Annotated in this window: 24 protein-coding genes and 1 riboswitch; of the genes, 21 read left to right on the forward strand and 3 right to left on the reverse strand. The window is 51.4% G+C overall.

The features are described 5' to 3' along the window. Positions 1 to 51 precede the first annotated feature (51 nt). The 9 genes from QZQ46_RS00810 to QZQ46_RS00850 all read left to right on the forward strand — a co-directional run bounded on the left by QZQ46_RS00810 (position 52) and on the right by QZQ46_RS00850 (position 8,886). Positions 52 to 1,659, forward strand: coding sequence for a CTP synthase (locus QZQ46_RS00810; protein ID WP_296826068.1), 1,608 nt, complete (start codon positions 52 to 54; stop codon positions 1,657 to 1,659). A 556-nt stretch (positions 1,660 to 2,215) separates the two neighbouring features. After that, on the forward strand, positions 2,216 to 3,571 hold the full coding sequence (gene rsxC, locus QZQ46_RS00815) for an electron transport complex subunit RsxC (protein ID WP_296826069.1): 1,356 nt from the start codon (positions 2,216 to 2,218) through the stop codon (positions 3,569 to 3,571). 17 nt (positions 3,572 to 3,588) lie between these two features. Continuing rightward, positions 3,589 to 4,626, forward strand: a complete 1,038-nt coding sequence (locus QZQ46_RS00820; protein WP_296826070.1) for an RnfABCDGE type electron transport complex subunit D — start codon at positions 3,589 to 3,591, stop codon at positions 4,624 to 4,626. Position 4,627: 1 nt separating this feature from the next. Then, on the forward strand, positions 4,628 to 5,179 hold the full coding sequence (locus tag QZQ46_RS00825; protein ID WP_296826071.1) for an RnfABCDGE type electron transport complex subunit G: 552 nt from the start codon (positions 4,628 to 4,630) through the stop codon (positions 5,177 to 5,179). Between the two features lie 2 nt (positions 5,180 to 5,181). Further along, positions 5,182 to 5,805: an electron transport complex subunit RsxE gene (rsxE, locus tag QZQ46_RS00830; RefSeq protein ID WP_044504616.1), complete on the forward strand. Its 624-nt coding sequence runs from the start codon at positions 5,182 to 5,184 to the stop codon at positions 5,803 to 5,805. After that, the gene (locus tag QZQ46_RS00835; RefSeq protein ID WP_154254092.1) at positions 5,805 to 6,377 is read left to right on the forward strand and encodes an electron transport complex protein RnfA; all 573 of its coding nucleotides are present in this window, start codon (positions 5,805 to 5,807) and stop codon (positions 6,375 to 6,377) included. Before rsxE ends, QZQ46_RS00835 begins: the two co-directional genes overlap by 1 nt. A 23-nt stretch (positions 6,378 to 6,400) precedes the next feature. Next, positions 6,401 to 7,255, forward strand: coding sequence for an RnfABCDGE type electron transport complex subunit B (gene rnfB, locus QZQ46_RS00840; protein WP_296826072.1), 855 nt, complete (start codon positions 6,401 to 6,403; stop codon positions 7,253 to 7,255). Between the two features lie 117 nt (positions 7,256 to 7,372). Next, entirely contained in the window at positions 7,373 to 8,314 is a 942-nt protein-coding gene (locus tag QZQ46_RS00845) for an FAD:protein FMN transferase (RefSeq protein ID WP_296826163.1), read from the forward strand. 131 nt (positions 8,315 to 8,445) lie between these two features. Further along, positions 8,446 to 8,886, forward strand: coding sequence for an Lrp/AsnC family transcriptional regulator (locus QZQ46_RS00850; RefSeq protein ID WP_044504607.1), 441 nt, complete (start codon positions 8,446 to 8,448; stop codon positions 8,884 to 8,886). Between the two features lie 55 nt (positions 8,887 to 8,941). On the opposite strand, the gene QZQ46_RS00855 is transcribed toward QZQ46_RS00850, so the two are convergent. Then, entirely contained in the window at positions 8,942 to 9,631 is a 690-nt protein-coding gene (locus QZQ46_RS00855) for an ATP-binding protein (RefSeq protein WP_296826073.1), read from the reverse strand. A gap of 103 nt (positions 9,632 to 9,734) precedes the next feature. Here QZQ46_RS00855 and QZQ46_RS00860 point away from each other — a divergent pair, with 103 nt between their 5' ends. After that, a complete protein-coding gene (locus QZQ46_RS00860) occupies positions 9,735 to 10,394 on the forward strand; it encodes a Crp/Fnr family transcriptional regulator (protein ID WP_296826074.1) in 660 nt (219 codons plus the stop codon). An 86-nt stretch (positions 10,395 to 10,480) separates the two neighbouring features. Here QZQ46_RS00860 and QZQ46_RS00865 read toward each other — a convergent pair whose 3' ends face one another. Together QZQ46_RS00865 and QZQ46_RS00870 are read right to left on the reverse strand one after the other, a co-directional pair. After that, entirely contained in the window at positions 10,481 to 11,698 is a 1,218-nt protein-coding gene (locus tag QZQ46_RS00865) for a bifunctional 3,4-dihydroxy-2-butanone-4-phosphate synthase/GTP cyclohydrolase II (protein ID WP_296826075.1), read from the reverse strand. Positions 11,699 to 11,787: 89 nt separating this feature from the next. Beyond that, positions 11,788 to 11,919, reverse strand: a riboswitch (FMN riboswitch). A 65-nt stretch (positions 11,920 to 11,984) separates the two neighbouring features. Further along, positions 11,985 to 13,397: an FAD-binding oxidoreductase gene (locus QZQ46_RS00870; RefSeq protein ID WP_296826076.1), complete on the reverse strand. Its 1,413-nt coding sequence runs from the start codon at positions 13,395 to 13,397 to the stop codon at positions 11,985 to 11,987. Positions 13,398 to 13,564: 167 nt separating this feature from the next. Between QZQ46_RS00870 and QZQ46_RS00875 the strand changes: the two genes are divergently transcribed. The 11 genes from QZQ46_RS00875 to lysS all read left to right on the forward strand — a co-directional run bounded on the left by QZQ46_RS00875 (position 13,565) and on the right by lysS (position 24,356). Then, positions 13,565 to 13,912 (forward strand): septum formation initiator family protein, encoded by a 348-nt coding sequence (locus QZQ46_RS00875; protein WP_296826077.1) that lies wholly within the window; start codon positions 13,565 to 13,567, stop codon positions 13,910 to 13,912. A 112-nt stretch (positions 13,913 to 14,024) separates the two neighbouring features. Continuing rightward, positions 14,025 to 14,474 carry a S1 domain-containing RNA-binding protein gene (locus QZQ46_RS00880; protein WP_296826078.1) on the forward strand — a complete coding sequence of 150 codons (450 nt, stop codon included), beginning with the start codon at positions 14,025 to 14,027 and terminating at the stop codon, positions 14,472 to 14,474. Positions 14,475 to 14,555: 81 nt separating this feature from the next. Further along, complete coding sequence (locus QZQ46_RS00885; protein ID WP_296826079.1) at positions 14,556 to 15,485, forward strand: Ppx/GppA family phosphatase; 930 nt, start codon at positions 14,556 to 14,558, stop codon at positions 15,483 to 15,485. Next, positions 15,482 to 16,477 (forward strand): tRNA lysidine(34) synthetase TilS, encoded by a 996-nt coding sequence (gene tilS, locus QZQ46_RS00890; protein ID WP_296826080.1) that lies wholly within the window; start codon positions 15,482 to 15,484, stop codon positions 16,475 to 16,477. The genes QZQ46_RS00885 and tilS overlap by 4 nt, the downstream gene beginning before the upstream one ends. A gap of 24 nt (positions 16,478 to 16,501) precedes the next feature. Further along, positions 16,502 to 17,041 (forward strand): hypoxanthine phosphoribosyltransferase, encoded by a 540-nt coding sequence (gene hpt, locus QZQ46_RS00895; protein WP_296826081.1) that lies wholly within the window; start codon positions 16,502 to 16,504, stop codon positions 17,039 to 17,041. A gap of 119 nt (positions 17,042 to 17,160) precedes the next feature. Next, the gene (gene ftsH, locus QZQ46_RS00900) at positions 17,161 to 19,233 is read left to right on the forward strand and encodes an ATP-dependent zinc metalloprotease FtsH (protein ID WP_296826082.1); all 2,073 of its coding nucleotides are present in this window, start codon (positions 17,161 to 17,163) and stop codon (positions 19,231 to 19,233) included. A 199-nt stretch (positions 19,234 to 19,432) separates the two neighbouring features. Next, positions 19,433 to 20,401, forward strand: a complete 969-nt coding sequence (locus QZQ46_RS00905; RefSeq protein WP_296826164.1) for a biotin--[acetyl-CoA-carboxylase] ligase — start codon at positions 19,433 to 19,435, stop codon at positions 20,399 to 20,401. 85 nt (positions 20,402 to 20,486) lie between these two features. Further along, entirely contained in the window at positions 20,487 to 21,251 is a 765-nt protein-coding gene (locus tag QZQ46_RS00910; RefSeq protein WP_296826083.1) for a type III pantothenate kinase, read from the forward strand. After that, complete coding sequence (gene dusB, locus QZQ46_RS00915) at positions 21,235 to 22,221, forward strand: tRNA dihydrouridine synthase DusB (protein WP_296826084.1); 987 nt, start codon at positions 21,235 to 21,237, stop codon at positions 22,219 to 22,221. The genes QZQ46_RS00910 and dusB overlap by 17 nt, the downstream gene beginning before the upstream one ends. Positions 22,222 to 22,337: 116 nt before the next feature. Beyond that, the gene (gene greA / locus QZQ46_RS00920) at positions 22,338 to 22,826 is read left to right on the forward strand and encodes a transcription elongation factor GreA (RefSeq protein WP_296826085.1); all 489 of its coding nucleotides are present in this window, start codon (positions 22,338 to 22,340) and stop codon (positions 22,824 to 22,826) included. Positions 22,827 to 22,844: 18 nt separating this feature from the next. Continuing rightward, positions 22,845 to 24,356, forward strand: a complete 1,512-nt coding sequence (gene lysS / locus QZQ46_RS00925; RefSeq protein WP_296826086.1) for a lysine--tRNA ligase — start codon at positions 22,845 to 22,847, stop codon at positions 24,354 to 24,356. The last annotated feature ends 13 nt before the right edge of the window (positions 24,357 to 24,369 follow it).

The following is a 24,369-nucleotide window of genomic DNA, read 5'->3' on the forward strand; positions in this document are numbered from 1 at the left end:
TATTGAATTGATTTTGATTCGCAGTGGGCAGAAGCTCGACAGGGAGGAAATATGGCTAAATATATCTTTGTAACAGGCGGCGTCGTTTCTTCGTTAGGGAAAGGCATTACAGCGGCTTCATTGGGCCGTTTGCTGAAGAACCGCGGCTACAAGGTTACGATCCAGAAGTTTGACCCTTATATCAATATTGACCCGGGCACGATGAGCCCTTATCAGCACGGTGAAGTCTTCGTCACTGACGACGGCACGGAAACAGACCTCGACCTCGGCCACTATGAACGCTTCATCGATATCAATCTCGGTAAGAATTCCAATGTCACGACCGGCAAAATCTATTGGTCGGTCCTTCAGAAAGAACGGCGCGGCGATTACTTGGGCCATACGGTACAGGTTATTCCGCACATTACGAATGAAATCAAAAACCGCGTCTATCGCGTCGGTGACGACGACAATGCCGATATCGTCATTACAGAAATCGGCGGTACTGTCGGCGATATTGAAAGCCTGCCTTTCTTGGAAGCCATTCGCCAGATCAAGAAGGAAGTCGGCCGCAACGACGTCTTGTACATCCACGTCACCCTTGTTCCTTATATCGGCGCTGCCGGTGAATTGAAAACCAAGCCGACTCAGCACAGCGTAAAAGAACTGCGCAGCATCGGTATCCAGCCGGATATCATCGTCTGCCGTACAGAACGGGCTTTGTCGGATGAAATGAAAGATAAGCTGGCCCTGTTCTGCGATATCGACAAAGATGCCGTTATCGAAAACAAGACCTTGAACAGCATCTATGAAGTGCCGCTCCTCTTGTCAGAAGAAGGCATGGACCGCATCGTTTTGGAAAAACTCGACCTTCCTAACCGTCCCTGCGACATGGAAGATTGGAAGAAGATGGTCGAATCCATTTACAACACGGAAAAGACCTTGGAAATCGCGTTAGTCGGTAAGTACGTCGCCCTCCACGACGCCTACCTCAGCGTTGCCGAAGCCTTGAATCATGCCGGTATCGCCAATAAAGCCAAAGTCAATATCCACTGGATCGATTCGGAAACTTTGGAAGATCCCAAGCTGACGATGGAAGACGTATTCAAGGGCATTGACGGCATCGTCGTTCCCGGCGGCTTCGGCAACCGCGGCATCGAAGGCAAAATCCGCGCTGTCCAGTACGCCCGTGAGAACAAGGTTCCGTACCTCGGCCTCTGCTTGGGAATGCAGTGTGCCGTCATGGAATTTGCCCGCCACGTCGTCGGCCTTGAAGGTGCTACGTCATCGGAATTCTGTGAAGACGCTGAATTCCCGGTCATCGACCTCATGCCGGACCAAGTCGATATCTCGGAAAAAGGCGGAACCATGCGTCTCGGCCTCTATCCCTGCAAATTGGTAGACGGCACGAAAGCCCAGGCTGTATACGATGCCAACCTCATTTATGAACGCCATCGCCATCGCTGGGAATTCAATAACAAGTACCGTACGGAAATGGTCAATGCCGGCCTGATCTTGTCCGGTACGTCACCGGACGACCGCTTGGTAGAAATCGTCGAAATCAAGGATCATCCCTGGTTCGTCGGCTGCCAGTTCCATCCGGAATTCAAATCTCGCCCGACCAAGGCTCACCCCTTGTTCAACGGCCTTATCAAAGCCGCTCTGGATCTGAAAAAATAATAGAAGTAAATCGAAGCTATAAAAGGACGCTCTCTTGGAGGGCGTCTTTTTTTACATTTCGTGCATTTTCATGAATCTTGCAAATATCGTATAAATTCTTCGCGGTCATTCTAATTTCGGGATGCAAGGTATAAAGATACAGTGAATGCGAGGTATCATGTTGTTTATGAATATAATATACACGCCATATGTGCCTGGTGTAACATATGGCGAAATGTTATATGCCTTTAAAATATGATAAAATCAGAGGTCTTGAAAAGGGTTTGTAAACTATTTATTTGTTATTCCGCTTCCTTGAAAATCCCGTAAAATGGCCGTTTATACTATACAAAATAGGTGTCGTATGAAGAAATGTAAACCAAAATATCTTTTTAAATTTGGACGGCTTTTGACTTCTTTTTCCTTCGCATTGCATATTATAAAAATAAGTTAAATGTGAAACTTTGCTCCGATTTTCACATTGAATAATACGCTACATAATGATATAATGTAAGCGATTGGAAGCATGATTCATGTTTTTATTATTTTTCATTATATAATAATGAGGTGATTTTTGATGTTGAATACCTTTAAACGAGGTGGGGTCCATCCTGATGATGGCAAGATCTATGCAAAAGATAAAGCCATAGAAACCCCGGCAGTACCGGCTCAAGTCGTCATTCCCATGAGCCAGCACTTTGGTGCCCCTTGTACACCGACCGTCAAAGTTGGCGATATGGTCAAAAAGGGACAGCTTATCGGGACCAGTGACGCATTCTTGCATGCCGACATTCATGCATCTACGTCCGGCAAAGTCATCAAAGTTGCGCCGATGCCGCACAACATGATGGTTCAGTGCATGGCTGTCGTCATCGAAGCAGATGGTAAGGATGAATGGGTAGAAGGACTTCCCGAAGAGCACGACTGGAAACAGCTCGACAGCAAGGAAATCCTGGAACTCATCAAAAAAGCTGGCGTCGTCGGCTGCGGCGGTGCTACTTTCCCGGCTCATGTCAAACTGGCTCCGAACAAACCGGTTGACACCTTCATCGTCAATGGTGCCGAATGCGAACCGTATCTGACCTGTGACTACCGTGCGATGGTAGAAAAGGAAACGACGGATAAACTCGTAACGGGCGTCCAGATCTGCATGAAAGTGCTCGGAATTAAAACTGCTTTCATCGGGATCGAAGACAACAAACCGGAAGCCATCCAGAACCTGACCGAAGCTTTCAAAGATATTCCCGAAGTTACGGTTGTCACCTGCAAGACCAAGTATCCTCAGGGTGCTGAAAAAATGATGATCGAAGCCTGCACGGGCCGTCAGGTAGAACCGGGCGGACTCCCGATGAACGTTGGCTGTGTCGTCAGTAACGTCGGTACGGTTATCGCCATTACCGATGCTGTTTGTCAGGGTATTCCCTTCATCGAACGTCTCACGACCGTTACCGGTGACTGCATCAAAGAACCGAAAAACCTCCGTCTTCGTATTGGCACGACCTTCCAGGAAGTTATCGACTACTGTGGCGGCTTTACGGAAAAACCGGATCGCCTGATTGCCGGTGGCCCGATGATGGGTCTTGCCCAGTATCAGCTCGACGTACCTGTAACTAAAGGTGCTTCCGGTATCCTGGCCCTGTCTCCGGAAAAATGCCAGGCCGGTGAAGAATCTCCCTGTATCCGCTGCGGCCGCTGCGTAGAAGCATGTCCCATGGGGCTCGTTCCGAGTCAGCTCAGCATCTTCTCGTCCTGCCAGGCTTGGGATAAATGCATGGAATACGGTGTCATGAACTGTGTCGAATGCGGCAGCTGTGTTTATACTTGCCCGGCTAAACGCAATATTGTCCAGTATATCCGCAACGCAAAAGGTCAGTGCAAAGCTATCCAGCGCGAAGCGCAGGCGAAAGCAGAAGCACAGAAAGCCAATAACTAATTGGAAGAAGGGATATCATGAGTCCAGAAGCTAAAGGACAAACAAATGGAAAGGATGCTAAAGACATGCAGGAAATTAAACTTACCGTAGCATCTTCACCGCATGTTCGCTGTAACGAAACCATTCCTAAGATCATGTGGAATGTAGTTGCCGCTCTCGTACCGGCTGCTGCGTTCGGCGTTTACTATTTCGGTGTCAATGCTCTCGTCAATATCATCGTCGCAATTGTCTCGGCTGTTATCTTTGAATTCTTATGGGAAAAAGCGATGCACAAACGCATCACCATTACCGACGGCTCTGCTGTCATCACAGGCCTTCTGTTGGCTATGACCTGTCCTCCGAGCCTTCCTTGGTGGATGAGCATCGTCGGTTCTTTCCTGGCTATCGTCGTCTGTAAACAAGCTATGGGCGGCCTCGGCTACAACATCTTCAACCCGGCTCACGTCGGTCGTGCAGGCTTGATGGTTTCCTGGCCGGTCGCTATGACCACCTGGACCCAGCTCAACGGTACGGTCATCGACGGCGTTGCAGGCGCTACTCCTTTGAACATCTTCAAACATGGCGGTTCCGATGCCCTGTTCCAGCTCTTCGGCACGAATGACTGGGGCAGCATCTACCAGAGCATGTTCTTCGGATTCCGTAATGGTTCCCTCGGCGAAACATCTACGGTTCTCCTCATCCTCGGCGGCTTATGGCTGATTTACAAAGGCTATGTTAACTGGCAGGTTCCGGTCGTCATGATCGCAACGGTCGGTATTCTCACCGGCGCTGTATACGGCAGTGCAAACGTTGCGCTTTTCCAAATGATGGCAGGCGGTCTTATCATTGGCGCTTTCTTCATGGCAACGGATATGGTAACGGCTCCGATTACCGTTAAAGGCCAGGTCATCTTCGCATTAGGCTGCGGCCTGATTACGGTTTTGATCCGTGTACTCGGCGGTTATCCTGAAGGGGTTTGCTACTCCATCTTGCTCATGAATACCTTGACTCCGCTCATCGACCGTTTGGTTAAACCGACTGTCTTTGGTGCGGTAAAGACAAAGGGGGCTAAATAAAATGGCAGACAAAAACGAAAGCGGGATCTTTAAGGTCGCAATGAACCTTATCCTCACCTGCCTTGTTTCCGGTTGCATTATCGGTGTCGTTTTCTTCATCACCGGCCCGATTGCTACGGCAAAAGCAGAACAGATGAAACAGGAATCCATGAAGACCCTCGTTCCCGATGCTGACAAATTCGTCCCTGTACAGGGCGAAGAAGATACGTTTATTGCTGAAAAAGGCGGCCAGAAAGTCGCTTACATCATCCCGACGGCTCCGAAAGGCTACGGCGGCCCGATTAAGCTGCTGACGGCTGTATCCATGGACGGTACGGTTATGGACTACACCGTTCTTGAAGCCAATGAAACGCCGGGCCTTGGCGATAAAGGTGCAAAATCTCCGTTTAAAGACCAGTTTAAAGGTAAGAAAATCGCCGGTCTTGAAGTCACAAAGGACAGAAGCGCAAAAGATAAGATCCAGGCACTGACTGGTGCAACGATTTCTTCCCGTGCCTTCACCTTGGGCGTTAAAGAGGCTGTTGAAAAAGCAGCACAGATGGGGGGTAAATAATAATGAATCTTTGGAAAATCTTTACTAGAGGCATTATTGAAGAAAACCCGTACTTCGTCTTGGCCTTGAGCCTGTGCCCCGGTCTTGCCGTAACGACGAGCATCGTCAACGGTTTGACAATGGGCTTTACGGTATGGTTCGTTATCACCGCCAACAACGTCGTCGTTTCGATCATCCACAAATTGATCAACAAAAAAGTACGTATTCCGGTTTACATTACGTGTATCGCTACGATTGTAACTTGTGTTCAGTTGTTCTTACAGGCTTATGCTCCTGATCTGTACAAAGCCCTCGGCGTATACCTCGACTTGGTCGTCGTATTTGCTATCATCCTGGCTCGTGCTGAATCGGTCGCATCGAAAAACGGCGTCGTCGTTTCCTTCCTCGATGGCATGGGCATGGGCATGGGCTTCACCATCGCTATGTTTATCATCTCCTGCATCCGTGAAGTCATCGGCAACGGCACCTTCTTTGGTCTCGAAGTATTCGGTCCGTCTTACCAGCCGGCTCTCATCATGGCACTGCCGCCCGGAGCTTTCATGCTGATCGGTTTCATCATGGCTGGTTTCAAGATTTGGAATGAACGTGTTGAAAGACAGAGACAACTGAAAGGGAGTGAAGGATAATGGAATACTTTACGCTGTTTATCGGGGCTGTCTTGATTAACAACTTCGTATTGACCAAGTTCCTCGGCTTGTGTATCTTCTTCGGCGTTTCAAAAAACCTGAACGCTTCGGTCGGTATGGGTTTCGCTGTTACGGCCGTCATCACCTTGAGTACCATCTTAGCTTGGAGTTTATACAACTGGGTCCTCGTTCCGCTCAACCTGACCTTCTTGCGGACGATTTCCTTCGTTATCTTGATTGCAAGTTTCGTACAGCTCTTGGAAATCATCATCAAGAAACAATCTCCGACACTGTATAACATGTGGGGTATTTACCTCATGCTGATTGCGACGAACTGTATCGTTCTGTCCGTCCCGGTCATCAGTGTTACCAGTGGCTATAATTTCCTCGAAAATATCATCTTCGCTGTCGGTGCCGGCATTGGCTTCGCTATTGCCCTTATCCTGATGGCAAGCTGCCGTGAAAAAATGGATTTTGCCGATATTCCTCATGCTATGAAGGGGACACCAATCGCCTTTGTCCTGGCTGGCATGATGTCCTTGGCTTTCCTTGGCTTCTCCGGCATGATTTAAGGCAAAGGAGTTGAAAACTGATTATGGATTACTCATTTATTGCAATCATGGCCGTCGTCGTCATGGTTTGTATCGGCCTTGTATTCGGCTTTATCCTTGCAAGTGCTGACAAGAAGTTTGCTATGGAAGAAAATCCGCTCATCGGCGAAGTAAAAGAAGCACTGCCTCAGGGCCAGTGCGGTGCCTGCGGTTTCGCCGGCTGTGCAAAATATGCAGAAGCTGTCGTCCTCGACCCCAACGTGGCCCCGAACCTCTGCGTTCCCGGTAAGGCAGAAGTTGCTGAAATCGTCGCTAAATTGACGGGTAAAATTGCGGAAGCTACGGAACCGAAGTTTGCTCATGTCAAATGCCGCGGCGGCAATGGCATTGCTAAACTCGCTTATGAATACCAGGGTGTTCATGACTGTGCGGCTGCTAAGATCGTTCAGCAGGGCCCGAAATTCTGTAAATTCGGCTGTTTAGGCTTCGGTAACTGCACGCGTTCCTGCCCCTTCGGTGCTATGCACATGGGTGAAGACGGATTGCCGGTCATCGACAAACGTCTCTGCACAGGCTGCGGTAAATGTGCTTCTATCTGCCCGAACCACGTCATCGAATTGCTTCCGATCAGTGCCAAAGTTGCCATCAGCTGCAGCTCCAAAGATTTTGGTGCTGCTGCCATGAAGAACTGCAAAGCTATGTGTATCGGCTGCGGTTCCTGCATGCGTAACTGCTCTCATCAGGAAGAAGGCGCCATCAAGATCGTCGACCATCTGGCTGTCGTCAATCAGGCTGTCTGCCACAACTGCGATAACGCTACCTGCATGACCAAGTGTCCGACAGGCGCTATCAACGAAATGATTAAAGGTTCTTTCAAGAAAGAAGAAAAAGTAGGTTAACAGATGGGTAAGAAACGGTATGTATGGGTTCTTCTCACCATGGCGTTCCTCATCGTAATGAGCAGCTCCGGATGCACTCTGCATCCGGAGTCTTCTTTTGATAGGAGCGGCGTCGCCATGGATACATCGGTCTCTCTCCGGGCGACCGGGAAGGAAGCGAAAGAGGCCGTCGACGAAGGCTTTGAACGCTTGGCCGTCTTAGATAAACTGGCCGGTCAAAACGAAGACAGCGACGTCAGCCGCATCAATGCTGCGGCCGGTAAGGACTATGTTCAGGTCGATCCTGCCATTTATGAAATGATTGAATACGCTAAGGACTATTCGGCGAAGAGCCAGGGCGAATGGGATATCACCATTGGTGTCATGACCAACTTATGGCATATCGGCAATGCCGACCAGCATGTGCCGTCGCCGGAAGAAGTTTCCCATGCCTTGATGAAGGTCAATTATAAGGATATCCTCCTGCGGCCGGAAGACCACAGCGTCATGCTGGCAAAACCGGGGATGGCCATCGACCTCGGCGGTGTCGCCAAGGGCTATGCCGTCGATGAAATCCGCAAGATTTATGACAAGCATCACATTGAAAGCGGTCTCATCAACCTCGGTGCCAGTTCGATGTATGCCGTCGGCAAGACGACTAAGGGGAAGCCGTGGAACATCGGCATCAAGCATCCCCGGTCTGATAATAACCAGGACTTTTTGGGTATCGTCGCCATTGAAAACCAAGCCTTGTCCACGTCCGGCGATTATGAACGCTACTTCATCCAAGACGGCGTCCGCTATCATCACATCTTTGATCCCCGTACAGGCTATCCGGCCCGGTCCGGCGTCATGAGCGATTCCATCGTCATCGACGGTTCCGTTCCCCATGCCGGCATGCTCAGCGATATGCTGACGACGATCGTCTTCGTCTTGGGGCCCCAGAAAGGCCTTGACTTGGTCCACAGTATGGAAGGTGTGGACTGTGAAATTACCGGAACGGATAATGCCATTTATATGACACCCGGATTCCGAGACCATTTCTCTGATCTAAATGCTGATTTTCATATTTCAGAATAAAAAGACTTCCATAGAAGTAAAAAGTATAGTGAATAAATAATTAATAACTTTAAGTCTATTTACTTTTTGCGATCTTTGTAAGATAATATAGGTATAATAGATTTTAAAGCTATGGAGGGTAGTATTGGCAGATGGATCATATTGATGACAAGATTTTAATGATTTTGAAACGAAATGGAAAAGCATCGGCAACAGAAATAAGTAAAGTTGTCGGCTTGTCCATTCCCGCCGTTGCCGAACGAATTCGTAAGATGGAACACAACGGCATCATTGAAGGCTACGGTGCGAAGATAAACCGCCGCAAGACGGGATACAACGTGACCGCCTTCATTATGGTCAACCTGGAACGGTCGGGCGATGACGAAGATTTCCGTGCGAAAATCGTTCAGTATTCTGAAGTTTTGGAATGCCATCATGTCGTCGGCGCCTTCGATTACTTATTAAAAGTGCTCGTTAAGACACCGGATGATTTGGAACATTTCCTCATGCAGGTATTGAATGAGATTCCAACGGTTGCTTCCTCGCAGACGTTCATGTGCTTATCAACCTTGAAAGAAGAATGGAACGTTTAAAAAAAAGATGCTGTCGCACTTGCGGCAGCATCTTTTTTTGTTATAGGGGTGCAGGTCAGGCCGTTATTCTTCCGTCGGGACTGATGACTTTGACCTGAAGGTCAAGGGATTTACCGCTCTGATCCAGCGCTTTTTTTACGGCCAATTCCAGGCCTCGGCAGCAGGGGACTTCCATGCGGACGACGGTGACGTCTTGAAGGGTATTCTGACGGATGATTTCCGTCAGTTTTTCGGAATAATCGATGTCATCGAGCTTGGGACAGCCGATGAGGGTGATATGGCCCTTGATGAAATCGTCGTGGAAGCGGGCGTAGGCGTAGGCTGTACAGTCGGCAGCAATCAACAGGCGGGCGCCGTTGAAGTAAGGCGCATGGGGCGGAACGAGTTTGAGCTGGACCGGCCATTGACGGAGCTGAGAACTGCTTCCCTGTACGGCATTCTCCTGGGCTGTCGGTGTTACGACATGAGATTGGCTTCCGGGGCAGCGGCCTTTGTATTCGCGTCCTTGGGCAGCCATGTGTTTTTTGACGGCTTCTTCATCGTAGTCGGCAGCTTCTCGTTCGACGAAGGTAATGGCGCCGGTCGGGCAGTGGGGGAGGCAATCCCCTAATCCGTCACAGTAATCGTCGCGCATGAGTCGAGCTTTGCCGCCTATCATGGCGATGGCTCCTTCATGACAGGCTTCAGCACAGGCACGGCAACCATTGCATTTTTCTTGATCAATTTGTATAATTTTACGTATCATAGTTATTTCCTCCATCGGCAGTTTCGTTGATGATGTTAGTATATCGTAGTTTTACGGATATTGCCGTTGTTTTTCCAACTACATTCAGCAGGAGGTGCTGCTAATGGAACAATATCTTTCCCTTATCGAAAAATCTCCTCTTTTCCGCGGCGTCGCCAAAGGCGATGTCCTGCCGCTCTTGCAGGACTTAAAAGTCCGTCAGAAAAACTATAAAAAAGGAGAATTTCTCTTTTATTCCGGTGATCCGATCGCCTATATCGGCTTGGTCCTCGAAGGCTCGGTCCATATCATCCAAGAAGATTATTGGGGCAACCGGAATATTTTATCACAGATACCGGAAGGCTTTTTTTTCGGAGAAGCCTTTGCCTGTCTTCCGGAAGAACCGGCGACGGTTGACGTCGTGGCTTCTTCCGATGCGGTCATCATTCAAATTTATGTAGCCGGCGTTCTCCACGGAGGCCATATGCTGACGCCGGCGGAGGCTCAGTTTACGGGGAATCTCTTAGGCCTCATGGCCGAGAAGAATCGGCTCCTTACAGAAAAGATGCGCTATTTGACCCAGCGCTCGACGCGGCAGAAAATCATGCTCTACTTGTCGAACTTGGCTCGGGACAGGGGGAATTCGACCTTTGTCCTGCCCTTTAACCGTCAGCAGATGGCAGATTTTCTGTCCGTCGACCGCAGTGCCTTGTCGGCAGAATTGAGCAAGATGAAGAAGGACGGCCTCATCGACTACCATAAGAATCAGTTTTCATTGCTATAAAAAATCCTCCTTCGGGAAACGAGGCGGAATGGAAAAAGGCAGGGATTGCCCGGTATCAGCAATCCCTGCCTTTTTATATCTAAGGATTAGTGGAGATGAGGCAGAATGTGGCCCATCTTATTCTTCTTCGTTTCTAAATAGAATTCATCGAATTTCTGCGGTTCCATTTCGATGGGAACGCGTTCGACGATTTCGACGCCAAAGCCTTCGAGTCCGTAAATCTTTTCCGGATTATTGGTCAACAGTCGGATTTCCTTAGCACCCATATCCTGGAGCATTTGAGCGCCGATCCAGTATTCGCGAAGGTCCGGCGCAAAGCCGAGTTTTTCGTTGGCTTCGACCGTATCGTAGCCTTGTTCCTGGAGGACATAGGCTTTCAGTTTATTGATGAGACCGATGCCGCGGCCTTCTTGGCGCATGTAGAGCAGGATGCCCCGGCCTTCGGCATTGATCTGGCTGAGGGCAGCGGCCAGCTGTTCGCCGCAGTCGCAGCGGCACGAGCCGAAGACGTCGCCGGTCAGGCATTCGGAGTGGACGCGGCATAAGAGGTTCTTGCCGTCGCCGATATCGCCTTTGATGAGGGCTACGTGGTGTTCGCCCGTGAGGTCGTTGATGTAGCCGTAGATTTTGAATTCGCCGTACTTGGTCGGCATCTTAGCGACGGCTTCGCGGATGACGTGTTTGTCATGACGACGGCAGTAGTTCTGCAAGTCGTGGATGGTGATGAATTTTAAGTTGTACTTATCGGCAATTTCCCAGAGGGACGGCGTGCGCATCATCGTGCCATCGTCGGCCATGATTTCGCAGCACAATCCGACTTGTTTAAGGCCGGCCAGGCGCAGGAGGTCGACAGTCGCTTCCGTATGGCCGTTGCGGGTCAGGACGCCGCCTCTTTTGGCGATGAGGGGGAAGTTGTGGCCCGGACGGCGGAAATCTTCGGGACGAGCCGATTCTTCGGCGCATTTGCGGGCCGTAAGGGCACGTTCGACAGCCGAGATGCCCGTCGTCGTATCGACGTGATCGATGGAGACCGTAAAAGCCGTTTCATGGTTGTCTGTATTTTCACTGACCATCGGGGGCAATCCTAATTTATGGGCATATTCGATGCTCATGGGCATGCATATGAGGCCCTTGCCGTGGCTGGCCATGAAATTCATGTTTTCTGTCGTGCAGTATTGGGCTGCACAGATGAAGTCCCCTTCATTTTCACGGTCCGGGTCGTCGGTGACGATGACGATATGGCCGGCTTGCAGTTCTTCGATAGCTTCTTCAATGGTGTTGAATTTTCGTTTTTCTGTCGTCAAAATAAAGACCTCCTTATAACTAAAGCCCTGCGCCGATAACGGCTCAGGGCTCTTTTGTGCAATGTAAGGCAGGCTGCCGAAGCAGCACGCCACATCTTCTTCCATCCAGACTATACTGTCGGTTTTGGAGTTTCACCAAATCACGAGCCAATGGCTCCTACGCTGATGCGTTCGCGGACTGTACCGCCGATCGGGAATTTCACCCTGCCCTGAAGATATACGTTTTATTTAGTTCTGTTTTGTATTATACACGGTAGCCGTGATTTTTGCAAGTCGCGGCCGGGTCTCAGTCTTTTTCGTCGATGTCGAAGATCTTCCCGGGGTTTAAGATGTTGTTCGGATCGAGAGCCCTTTTTATGTCCATCATCATTTCCAGTTCACCGGGATCGGTGAATTCTTTCATCAGTGCTTTTCGCTTATAGCCAATGCCGTGTTCGCCGGACAGGCGGCCGCCATGGGCGTAGATGAAGGCGTACAGTTCCTGTTGGTTGGCCTTGACCCGCTCATCCCATGCTTCGTAGGTTTCATCGTCGCCTTTTAAGATGTTCAAATGGATGTTGCCGTCGCCGGCATGGCTGGCGATGCGGGTAATGAGGTTATATTTTTTGGCAAGGCGCAGGATTTCGTCGAGGAGGAGGGCTTCCTGGTCGACGGGAACGACGACGTCTTCTTTGCAGACGATGAGGCTTTCGGCACGAACGGCTTCGGCAAAGGCTTTGCGGGCCTGCCAAATCTTGTTGTGATCGGCGACGAGAACCGATGAAGCCCCGTTTTCGGTGCAGATTTCGTCGAGGACGACGGCCTTGTCGTCGAGGTCGTCTTCGTTGGTCCCTTCGACTTCGACGATGATGTAGTTGCCGTTGTCACTGCCTTGGAGGGTTTCGTTGAGATATTTTTCGACGGATTTAATGGTGATGTTGTCCATGAATTCGACGCAGGTCGGCGTGATGCCGGCCTTGATGAGTTTGGTGACGACGCCCATGGCCTTTTGGCGGTCGTCGAAAATAGCCAGCAGATCGAGGGCATATTTCGGTTTCGGTACCAGTTTCAAGGTCGCCTTGGTGATGATGCCCAAGGTGCCTTCCGAGCCGATGATGAGCTGATCTAAGGAGTAGCCCGTCGACTGTTTTTGCAGGCGGGCGCCGAGATTGACGATGCGTCCCTTCGGGTTTACGACTTCGACGCTGTATACCTGGTGGCGTGTCGTGCCGTATTTGACGGCTCGGTTGCCGCCGGCATTGGTGGCGATGTTGCCGCCGATGAAGCACGAGTCACCGCTGCAGGGGTCGCCGGCGTAGAAGAGGTCCTTTTCTTCGGCGGCGTCTTGGAGATCCGACGTGCGCACGCCCGGTTCGACGACGGCATAAAGACCGTCGGTGTTGATTTCGAGGATTTTATTCATCTTTTCTAAGGATAAGACGATGCCGCCGTATTCCGGAACGGCTCCGCAGGCAAGGCCGGTGCCGGCGCCGCGCGGGACGACGGGGAAGCGGAAGGCATTGGCCAGTTTCAACACGGCGCTGACTTGCTCTGCTGTTTCCGCAAAGACGACGGCTTCCGGCATCCGGTGGTAGGCCGGGTCGGTCACTTCGTCATGGGAATAGGGCTGCATGGCATCGGCATCGGTAACGACGTTTTTCGCGCCGACGACGGCCTTTAATTTTTCTATGATTTCCGGTGTGATTTTTTCGTATGACATAATAGTTCCCCCTCGGATTAAGATACAAGATACGTGATTTTATTATATATAACCTGCTATCATTTTAAAAGGAATTTCACAAAAAAACTTTATCTTGTACCAAAACCAATGTATACTATAGAATAAGCTTTTTTCTTAGACTATCATTTTTCAGAAAGGGTGATTGGGTGGAGACCAAGCAGTATCGGCCGCCTGTGCGCCGGAAGAAGCGCCGCAGGCCTCGTCGGAAGCGCCGCACCGGTCTGCTCAGCCGGTTTCGGCAGATGAGCTGGTACAATCTGTTTCTCATAGCCATCATTATTATCGGTTTCTATCTCATCGGTGTCCGGCTCTATAGGGTATGGGAAATTCGGGAAGACATGAATCGGACCCTGCAGCAGGAACAACTTTTGCGGGATGAAAATACCCGGCTCAAAGCGCAGTACGATAAGCTGAATGATCCCGATGAAATTTCGCGAGAAGCGCGGGAACAATTTGGATTGGCAAAGCCCGACGAAATCCCCTACAAGCCGTAAAAGTTTGTCGATTCTTCTATTTTGGCAATTGAATTTTTGGGCGATTATGAGTATAATGACCATATACGTTTATCAGCTATGCTGAATATCACAAGGAGGAAATTGAAACAGCATGACAATTGAAGTAGGCAGTGTGATGGAAGGTACCGTTACGGGAATCACAAAATTTGGCGCATTCGTAGAACTTCCGGATAAGAAAGTAGGTCTTGTACATATTTCTGAAGTCGCTAATGAGTATGTCAAAGATGTAAATGATTTTTTGAAAGTTCGCGATAAGGTCAGCGTCAAAGTGTTGTCTGTCGACGATAAGGGGAAAATCGCCTTGTCTATTAAACAGACCCAGTCGGCTCCGGAAAAGAAAGAGTTCCGTCCGAAACGCGATATGCGGCAGAAACACGAATTCCGCCAGCATAACGGCTTTGATTCACGCCGCTCGTCAGGTTCGCTGTCGTTTGAAGACCGGCTCAGCAAATTCCTGAAGGAAAGCGATGAACGCCTGATGGATTTGAAGCGCAATACAGAATCAAAACGCGGCGGCCGCGGCGCTCGCCATGCTGATTGATAAGTATTGAATAGCGGAGTGCAAAAAAGAGGCGCCGCACGTATCGTGCGACGGCCTCTTTTTGATTTGAAAGGAGACGTTATGGAGTATCAGAAATATGCCGTTATCGACATTGGCTCCAATTCCCTGCGCCTCATGACGGGCTGGCAGGAGGTTCCCGGCAAGTGGACTTTTTCGCCGAAAGAATTGGCGACGACCCAGCTCGGGAAGGGCATTGACGAAACGCGCCACCTGTCTGCGGACGGGATGGAGGCCTCCTTTGCAGCCATGGATGGCTGGAAGGAACAGCTGTCCGGCGTGCCGGTCTGTGCCGTGGCTACCAGTGCCGTTCGTGAAGCCGTTGACGGACAGGCCTTTTTGGCAGAAGTGCGGGCCCGCTTCGGCTGGCATTGCCGGGCTATTTCGGGCCTTGAAGAAGCGTCCCTCTGTTTTACGGGAGCGACTAAATTTATCGATCCCGATAAGACGGCAGCCATCCTCGATATCGGCGGCGGCAGCAGTGAAGTCGCCGTCGGGAAAAGGGGAATCTTATGCTGGTCCCACAGTTATGCCATGGGTGCCGTTCGGTTTACGAAAAAAGCCGTCCTCAGCGAGGATGACGTCCTTCATCTCGAAAACCGCTGCTGTAAGATGTGGCTTCCCATCCCCATGAGCGAGAAGCCGGAAATCCTCATCGGCGTCGGCGGCACCTTGACGACGCTGGCGGCTATGGATTTAAAATTAGACGTCTACGACGCCAAAAAGGTCGAAGGCCATGTCGTGTCTTATGAATCCCTGTGTCGTCACATTGAGGTGCTGCGGGTCATGACACCGGAAGAACGGCGCCATGTGCCGGGCCTTCAGCCGAAGCGCAGTGAAATTATCTTAGCCGGATTGATCATTGCCAAGTCGTTCTTAAAGCATTATGAAATTCCCGCCGTCATGGCCAGCGAAAGGGATATCATGGAAGGCATCTTCTTTCGCCATTCCTTTCATGATGCGGCCTGGAATTCTAAGGAAGGCCGGTTATGACCCTTGTCGAACAAGTTGCTGACTACAATCGGCACCATGACTTGTGGCAGCCCGGAAGTTCCCTTGTCGTCGCCTGTTCCGGAGGGCCTGATTCCATGGTTCTCCTCGACGTCTTGAGCCGCCTGGCCCCGTTATATGACCTGCGGCTGACGGCCTGCTACGTTCACCACGGCATCCGGGCGGCAGCTGATGACGAAGTCGACTTCGTGCGGCGTGAAGCCCTGAAGCGAAAATGCGGCTTTTCTTGGCAGTACGTCGATGTACCGGCCCTGTCCCGCCGCGAAAAATTGTCAGAAGAGGCCGTCGGTCGTCGGGAACGCTATCGGATTTTGCAGCGGATGGAAAAGGCCTGCGGCGCTTCGCGCATTGCCGTGGCCCATCACGGGGACGATCAAGCCGAAACGGTCCTTCTCCATCTCCTTCGCGGCAGCGGCCTTCCGGGCCTGTGCGGTATGGCACCGCGAAGAGGCGATATCATTCGTCCCCTGTTAGGCCTTACCAAGTCGGACCTTGCTGCTTATGCCAGGGAGCAGGGGATTGTCTTTTGTCACGATGAAACGAATGACAGCACCCGCTACCGACGCAACGGCATCCGCTTAGAGCTGCTGCCTTATTTACAGAAGTATAACCCGGCTATTACAGCCGATCTCAACCGCCTGTCCGATGCGGTCCGGGCGGATGAAGCTTTTTTGAATGACTGTACAGAACGGACGTACCGGACTGTCGCCTGTTCTGACCGGGGCATTCCGGCCATAGACAGGAAAAAATTATTATCCCAGCCTTTAGCCCTGCAGCGCCGGCTGATCCGCCGGTTGTGGCAGGAAGCGACAGGGGCTGTACAGGATTTGCCCTTTCATTACGTTGAAATCATACGGGCTTTAGCCGCCAAGGAAACGGGCAAACAGTTTCAGTGCGGCAAAGCCTGTGTTTATACGACGCGGACCTCCATCTGTGTAGGTCCGGCCGTTCCCCGCCAAAAGGGGAGACGGTAATTTACTTTTTTCGGAGGAATCAAGATGCATCAGGATATCAAAGAAATTTTACTTACAGAAGAACAAATCGCAGCCCGCGTCCGTGAATTAGGCGCTCAGATCACTGAGGACTATGCCGGAAAGACCATCCTCCTGTGCGGCATCCTGAAAGGGGCCGTCACTTTCTTCACCGATTTGGCCCGCGCCATTGACGGCCCGGTCTACTTCGACTTCATGAGCTGTTCCAGTTACGGCGCTTCGACGGAATCGTCGGGGGACATCGAAATCCGCAAGGACCTCGACAACGACGTCGAAGGAAAGGACGTCCTCATCGTCGAAGATATCATCGATACGGGCATTACCTTAAGCCACCTCGTTCCGATGCTGAAAGAACGGGGCGCCCGCTCGGTAAAACTGGCCACTCTCTTGAGTAAACCCGCTCGGCGCCAGGTCGAAGTGCCTGTCGACTACAACGGATTTGAAATTCCCGATGCCTTCGTCGTCGGCTACGGCCTCGACTACAACAGCTGCTACCGCAATCTGCCCTATATCGGCGTCTTGAAAGAGGAAGTATACTCCAAGTAAGGAAGTCTACCTCTTTTGTATAAAATAAGTTGTTGCTTTTGAAGAAGTGTGGTAATATAAAATTGTGTTGGTTAGAATAAAGGAAAAATTATCATAAATTAGGTGAAAGGAGCAGTATTTTGAGTAAATTTGTGCGGAATGTAAGTTTATACTTACTCATCATCATCGTCGCCGTATCGATTATAGATGCCCTTACGAGCAACAAGACTGATAAATCGGAAATTTCTTACACGAATTTCATGAGTCAGGTCCAGCAGAAAAAAGTCGATGCCGTCCAGATTACCGCCGATCACGCCATCGTCGGCCAACTGAAAGACGGAACGTCCTTTACGTCGTATGCCCCGACGGATGCAGCGCTCTTACCGGCCCTGCGAGATGCTGATGTCAATGTTATTGCAAAGCCGCCTGAACAACCGTCGTGGTGGATGAATATGCTGACGGCAGTCCTGCCGATCCTGGTACTCATCGCCGTATGGTTCTTCATCATGCAGCAGACCCAGGGAGGCGGCGGCCGGGTCATGAACTTCGGCAAGAGCCATGCTAAAATGCACGGTGAAGGTAAAATCAAGGTCACCTTTAAAGACGTTGCCGGCGAAGATGAAGCCAAGGAAGAATTGGCTGAAATCGTCGAATTCCTGCGGAATCCCAGCAAGTATAACGCCATCGGTGCCAAGATTCCGAAAGGGGTCCTTCTCTTTGGCCCTCCGGGCACCGGGAAAACCCTCTTAGCTCGTGCCGTAGCCGGTGAAGCCGGCGTGCCTTTCTTCAGCATCAGCGGTTCCGACTTCGTCGAAATGTTCGTCGGTGTCGGTGCCTCCCGTGTCCGTGATTTGTTTACCCAGGCCAAGAAAAATGCCCCCTGTATCGTTTTCATCGACGAAATCGATGCCGTCGGCCGCCAGCGTGGTGCCGGCCTCGGCGGCGGTCATGACGAACGGGAACAGACGCTGAACCAGCTGTTGGTCGAAATGGATGGTTTCGGTTCCAATGAAGGGATTATCACCATTGCTGCCACCAACCGTCCGGACATCCTCGACCCGGCTTTGCTTCGTCCCGGCCGTTTTGACCGGCAGATTACCGTCGACCGTCCTGATTTGCGCGGCCGCCGGGCTATCCTTGAAGTCCATGCCAAGGGCAAGCCTTTAGGCAAGGACGTCGACCTCGACATTATCGCCAAGAAGACGCCGGGCTTTACCGGTGCCGACCTCGGCAACCTGCTCAATGAAGCAGCCCTTCTCGCTGCCAGAGCGAATAAAAAAATCATCAATATGCCGGAACTGGAAGAAGCCAGTGAAAAGGTAAGCTTTGGGCCGGAACGCCGCAGCCATGTCATCAGCGACAAGGAAAAACGCCTGACCGCTGTCCATGAATCGGGCCATGCCCTCATTGCCTACCTCCTGCCTGATGCCGATCCGGTACACAAGGTTACCATCATCCCCCGCGGCCGTGCCGGCGGTTATACCATGATGCTGCCGGAAGAAGACCGGTCCTATGAAACGAAGTCCTACTATCTGGCTCAGATCCGCGTCGCCCTCGGCGGCCGGGCTGCTGAAGAAATCGTCTTCAACGAAATCAGCAGCGGTGCATCGGGAGACCTTCAGAGCGTTACCCGCATTGCCCGCCAGATGATCACCCGCCTGGGCATGAGCCCGAAATTGGGCCCCATGGTCTTTGGTGAACAGCAGGATCAGGTGTTCCTCGGCAAGAGTCTCGGCCACGAACGCAACTACGGCGAAAGCGTTGCCGAACTGATTGATAAGGAAATGCACGATACCGTGTCGGAAGCCTATGCCGATGTCCTCCACATGCTGCACGAACACCTCGATACGCTGAATAAGATGGCCGACGCCTTGATGGAAGTCGAAACGATCAACCGTCAGCAAGTCGACAACTTGGTCAAATACGGAACCCTGGAAGCTCCTGAAGAAAAAGCAGCGGATGCTGCTGATGCAGATGCTGTGGTGGAAGACCAGCCGGCGGAATCGGTCGAAACGAAGGCCGTTGACGCAGAACCTGTTGCTGAAGAAACGGTTTCTGAAGCAGAAGGCGAAAAGTCGGAATCGGAAGCTCCTCAGCAGGAACAGACTGAAGTCCAGATCAGTCCCTGGGGCAACCCCGTTCCCAAAGGCGGTCTGACGGATGGCGTAATCGATTCGGACGATGAAAAGTCTGACAAAGATACGAATAAATAAGTTTATCATGGCTTAGTTCAAGGCCGTTTAGAGACTGCCGTATGAGCTTTATCCTCATGCGGCAGTCTTTTTGCGTGATGCCTTGACAGGCCAATGGGGTATGTTACAATTTGTACATATATGATGCGAATGTTACCGCCGCCATAGGATACCCGTTGGGCATTGATGAGAAAAGCGGCAGCAGGAGGGACGAGTGAATATGCGGGAAGATATTTTCAATTTTTTACGAAAACACCAGAATGAATTCGTGTCGGGCCAGCAGATTTCTGAACAGCTGGGTGTTTCGCGGACGGCGGTGTGGAAGCATATACGAGCCTTGAAGCAGAGGGGATATGTCATTGAATCGTATACGAAAAAGGGCTATTGTCTGCGTGAAGCACCGGATCTCTTGTCGGCGAAGGAGATTGAAAAGAGTCTCTCTACGATGGAATTCGGACGAAACCTCGTCTACCGGGAACGGGTCGATTCGACGAATAACCTCGCCAAGGCCCTGGCCGACGACGGAGCCCCGGAAGGGACGGTGGTCATCGCCGAGGAACAGACCGGCGGCCGCGGCCGCTTGAGCCGTTCGTTTCACTCTCCTTTTGCTAAAGGGCTGTGGTTTTCCATCATCCTGAGGCCGGCCATTCCACCCATGGAAGTCTCTAAAATGACCTTGCTGGCAGCCGTTGCCCTGGCCCGGTCCCTGCGTTTTCACGGCCTTTCTGACTGCGGCATCAAGTGGCCCAATGATATTTTAATCCATGGCCGCAAGATGGTCGGCATCTTGACGGAATTGAACGGGTCGGCTGAAAAGGTCAACTACATTATCATGGGAATCGGCGTCAATACCGGTATTACGGCCGGTGATCTGCCTGAAGAATTAAAGGATATCGTTACCAGTTTTGCCAGGGAAGGCGTCAGCGTCCGGCGGCAGGACCTTTTAAAGACCATTCTGATGGAATTGGAACGGCTCTATCATACGGTCTGTCGGGAAGGCTTTGCTCCGATTTTGGCAGAGTGGCGCACCCTTTCCTGCATGCTCGGCCAAAAGGTCGCCGTAAGTTCCGTCGGCCGCACCTTTACCGGGACGGCCTCGGACATCGATGACGACGGCAACCTCATCGTCGAAACTGAGACGGGGATGGAAAAAGTGATGGCCGGCGATGTCCATGTCCGTTCCGTCTAATTGTGGGGAAAGACTATTCAAGACGGGCAAACTCTGTTATTATAATAGGCGTATTATCAACTTAGATTAAGCAGGAGATAAAGTTATGCTATTAGTCATTGATGTAGGGAATACGAATATCGTCCTCGGGATTTTTAAAGGTCAGGAACTCGTGGACCATTGGCGCGTATCGACGGATCGGCTTCGCACGACCGATGAATACGGCGTCCTTATTCGCCATCTCTTTTATTTGAACGGCGTCAATTCAGAAGAAATCGATGCCATCATCATTTCCTCTGTCGTACCGCCGGTCATGCCGACCTTGGAACGGATGTGCCAGCGCTACTTCGGCTTGACGCCGCTGGTCATCGGCCCGGGCGTTAAAACCGGCATGGATATCAAATATGACAATCCTCGTGAAGTCGGTGCCGACCGCATCGTCAATGCCGTCGCCGCTTATGAAAAATTCGGCGGCCCGGTCATCATCATCGACTTTGGGACGGCGACGACTTTTTGTGCCGTCGATAAGAAGGGAACCTACCTCGGCGGGGCCATCTGTCCGGGTATCGGCATTTCTACGGATGCCCTCGTACAGCGGACAGCCAAACTGCCGCGCATTGAAGTCGTTCAGGCTGAGAAGGTCATTTGCCGCAACACCGTTGAAAGCATGCAGGCCGGCGTCTTCTACGGCTTTGTCGGTCAGGTCGACGGCATTGTTACCAGAATGCGGAAAGAACTGGGCTGCAAGGCTAAAGTCGTCGCCACCGGCGGTCTTGCCGTCATCGTGGCTCCGGCGACGGATGCCATCGACGTCGTCGAACCGATGCTGACCTTGGAAGGGCTGAAAATCATTTATGACCGAAACAATTAAACCCTTTGCTATCGGCAAGGTGGTTCTCGATGCTCCGATTATTCTGGCCCCCATGGCCGGAGTCTGTGATGCGCCGTACCGGGTCATTGCTCACCGCTATGGCGCAGCTTTAGTCTGCGCTGAAATGGTAAGCTCTCAAGGCATTCGCTACAGTAATCAGCATACGGCGGAATTGCTCCACATTGAAGAAGGAGAACACCCGCTGTCGATGCAGATTTTCGGATCCGACCCGGAGGTCATGGCTCAGGCTGCGGCCGTCGTCGAAGAGGCCGGTGCCGATATCGTCGATATCAACATGGGCTGCCCCGTGAAGAAGGTCGTCAAAAACGGCGACGGATCGGCTTTGATGAAAGACTTGCCTCTGGCAGAAAAAATCATCAAGGCCGTCGTACAGGCCGTGTCCATACCCGTTACCGTCAAGATGCGTACCGGCTGGGATGATGCGTCCTTTGCGGCGCCGGAACTGGCGAAACGAGCTGAAGCTGCCGGAGCCGCTGCCGTAGCCGTCCACGGCCGGACGCGGGATCAATTTTACAGCGGCAAGGCCGACTGGCAGAAAATCAAGGCCGTCGTCGATGTCGTATCGATTCCGGTCATTGGCAACGGCGACGTCGTTGACGGACCATCGGCAGCCGCCATGATGAAGGAAACGGGCTGTCAGGCCGTCATGGTCGGCCGCGGCGCCCAAGGCAATCCCTGGATCTTCCCCCAGATCCGCCATTACCTCGAAACGGGAGAAGTCCTGCCGCCGCCGACGGCTAAAGAGAAATATGTCCAAATGCTGGAGCATTTCGAGTCGCTCCTGGCCTATAAGGGCGAATATATCGGCATTCGGGAAATGCGTACCCATGCGGCATGGTATACCCACGGGCTCCATGGGGCGGCAGCCCTTCGGGAGCGGATTAACCGGACCCGGTCGGCCGAAGAATTTCGCCTCGTCGTCGAAGATATGATGGACAAGCTGCGCTGACAGCGAAAAGGCGGTTTTGTTGACATAAAAGACAGATGTGAATATAATTAAAGATACGGTATAAATTAAGCTATAACAGTGACACGCGATTATATCGCAGGAGGAACAGGAATATTATGACCAATGAAACGCTGATTACCCAAGAAGGGTTGCAGAAATTAAAAGATGAATTAAACGAACTGAAATCGGTTCGCCGTATTAATGTCTCCCAACGTATTAAAGAAGCCATCGCCCTCGGTGACTTGAGTGAAAACTCGGAATACGATGATGCTAAAAATGAACAGGCTTTCATTGAAGGCCGTATTGCCGAATTGGAAGGAAAAATCCGGACGGCAAAGATCATCAAGGAAACGGAAGACGGCGCTGCTAAGGTACGCATCGGCTCCCACGTCATTTTGGAAGACGTCGAAACAGGCGACCGCTTCGACTATACCGTCGTCGGTACGGCTGAAGCCGATCCCTTCAACAATCGGATTTCTAACGAATCCCCTGTAGGAAAAGCGATTCTCGGTCAGAACATCAATCCTTCCAATCCGGCAGTCGTTACCGTAAAAGCTCCGGCTGGTGAACTCCAGTACCGGATCTTGCCGCCTGATGCAAAATAAACTGTAGGAGGAATATTCATGTCGGATACGAAAGAAAAAGAAATGCCCATGATGGAAGAAGAAAAGTTAAATGACCAGATGCAGGTTCGCCGCGAAAAGATGCAGGAATTCATCGATGCCGGCGTCTATCCCTTCGGTCAGAAATATAATTGGGATCACCATGCCCAGGACGTGAAGGACCAGGCAGAAGAGTTAGAAAAAAATGAAACCGTCGTCAGTGTCGCCGGCCGCTTGATGGCCATTCGCCGCCACGGCAAGACGGCTTTCTGCGTCCTTCGAGATTTGAGCGGTGAAATCCAGCTCTACTTCCGTAAAGACGTCCTTGGAGAAGAATCGTACAACTTGTTTAAACTCCTCGACCTCGGCGATATCGTCGGCGTCGGCGGAACGGTATTCGTTACCCATACCGGCGAAACGACGATCCGCGTCGAATCGTGGCAGCTCCTCTCCAAGTCGCTCCGTCCGCTGCCGGAAAAATTCCACGGCCTTACGGATAAGGAAACGCGCTATCGCCAGCGCTACCTCGACCTCATCGTCAATCCAGAAGTTACGGATACCTTCGTCAAGCGTTCGAAGATCATCAAGGGCATCCGCAAATACCTCGATGACCGCAACTTCCTGGAAGTTGAAACGCCTATGCTCCATACCATTGCCGGCGGTGCAGCTGCCCGTCCGTTCAAAACTCATCACAATGCCCTCGATATGGATATCTTCCTGCGCATTGCACCGGAACTCCACCTCAAACGCCTTCTCGTCGGCGGCTTGGAACGGGTTTTTGAAATGAACCGCTGCTTCCGTAATGAAGGTATCGATACCCGCCATAATCCGGAATTTACGACGGTCGAATTGTACCAGGCTTACGGCGATTTGGAAGATGTCATCAACATTACGGAAGATATGGTCTCTAAATTGGCCGACATGCTCTACGGCACGATGAAATTGACCTATATCGATAAAGAAATCGACTTGACGCCGCCTTGGGACCGCATGACCATGATCGAAGCCGTCAAGAAGTTCAGCGGTGCTGATTTTGAAAACGTCACCGATGTCGAAACGGCCCGCAAACTCGCCGATGAACACCACGTCGAATACGGCCAGTATGACGGTGTCGGCAAGATTATCAATGCTTTCTTTGAAGCCTTCGTCGAAGAAAACCTCATCCAGCCGACGATCATTACCGGCCATCCCCTGGAAATTTCGCCGCTTACCAAGCAGGATCAGGAAAATCCTCTTCTGACTTACCGCTTTGAAGCCTTTATCTATGGCCGCGAATTAGCCAACGGCTTCTCGGAATTGAACGACCCCATCGACCAGCGCAATCGCTTTATCGAACAGATGAAGGAACGCGAACACGGTGATGACGAAGCCCATCAGATGGATGAAGACTACTGCCGCGCTCTGGAATATGGCCTGCCTCCGACAGGGGGCCTCGGCATCGGCATCGACCGCTTGGTCATGTTCCTGACCAACAGCCCGTCTATCCGCGACGTACTCCTCTTCCCGTTGAGCCGTCCGGAACAGCATAAATAATTTTTGAACCCTT

It is taken from the genome of uncultured Megasphaera sp. (assembly GCF_900539295.1).
Lineage (GTDB): Bacteria > Bacillota > Negativicutes > Veillonellales > Megasphaeraceae > Megasphaera.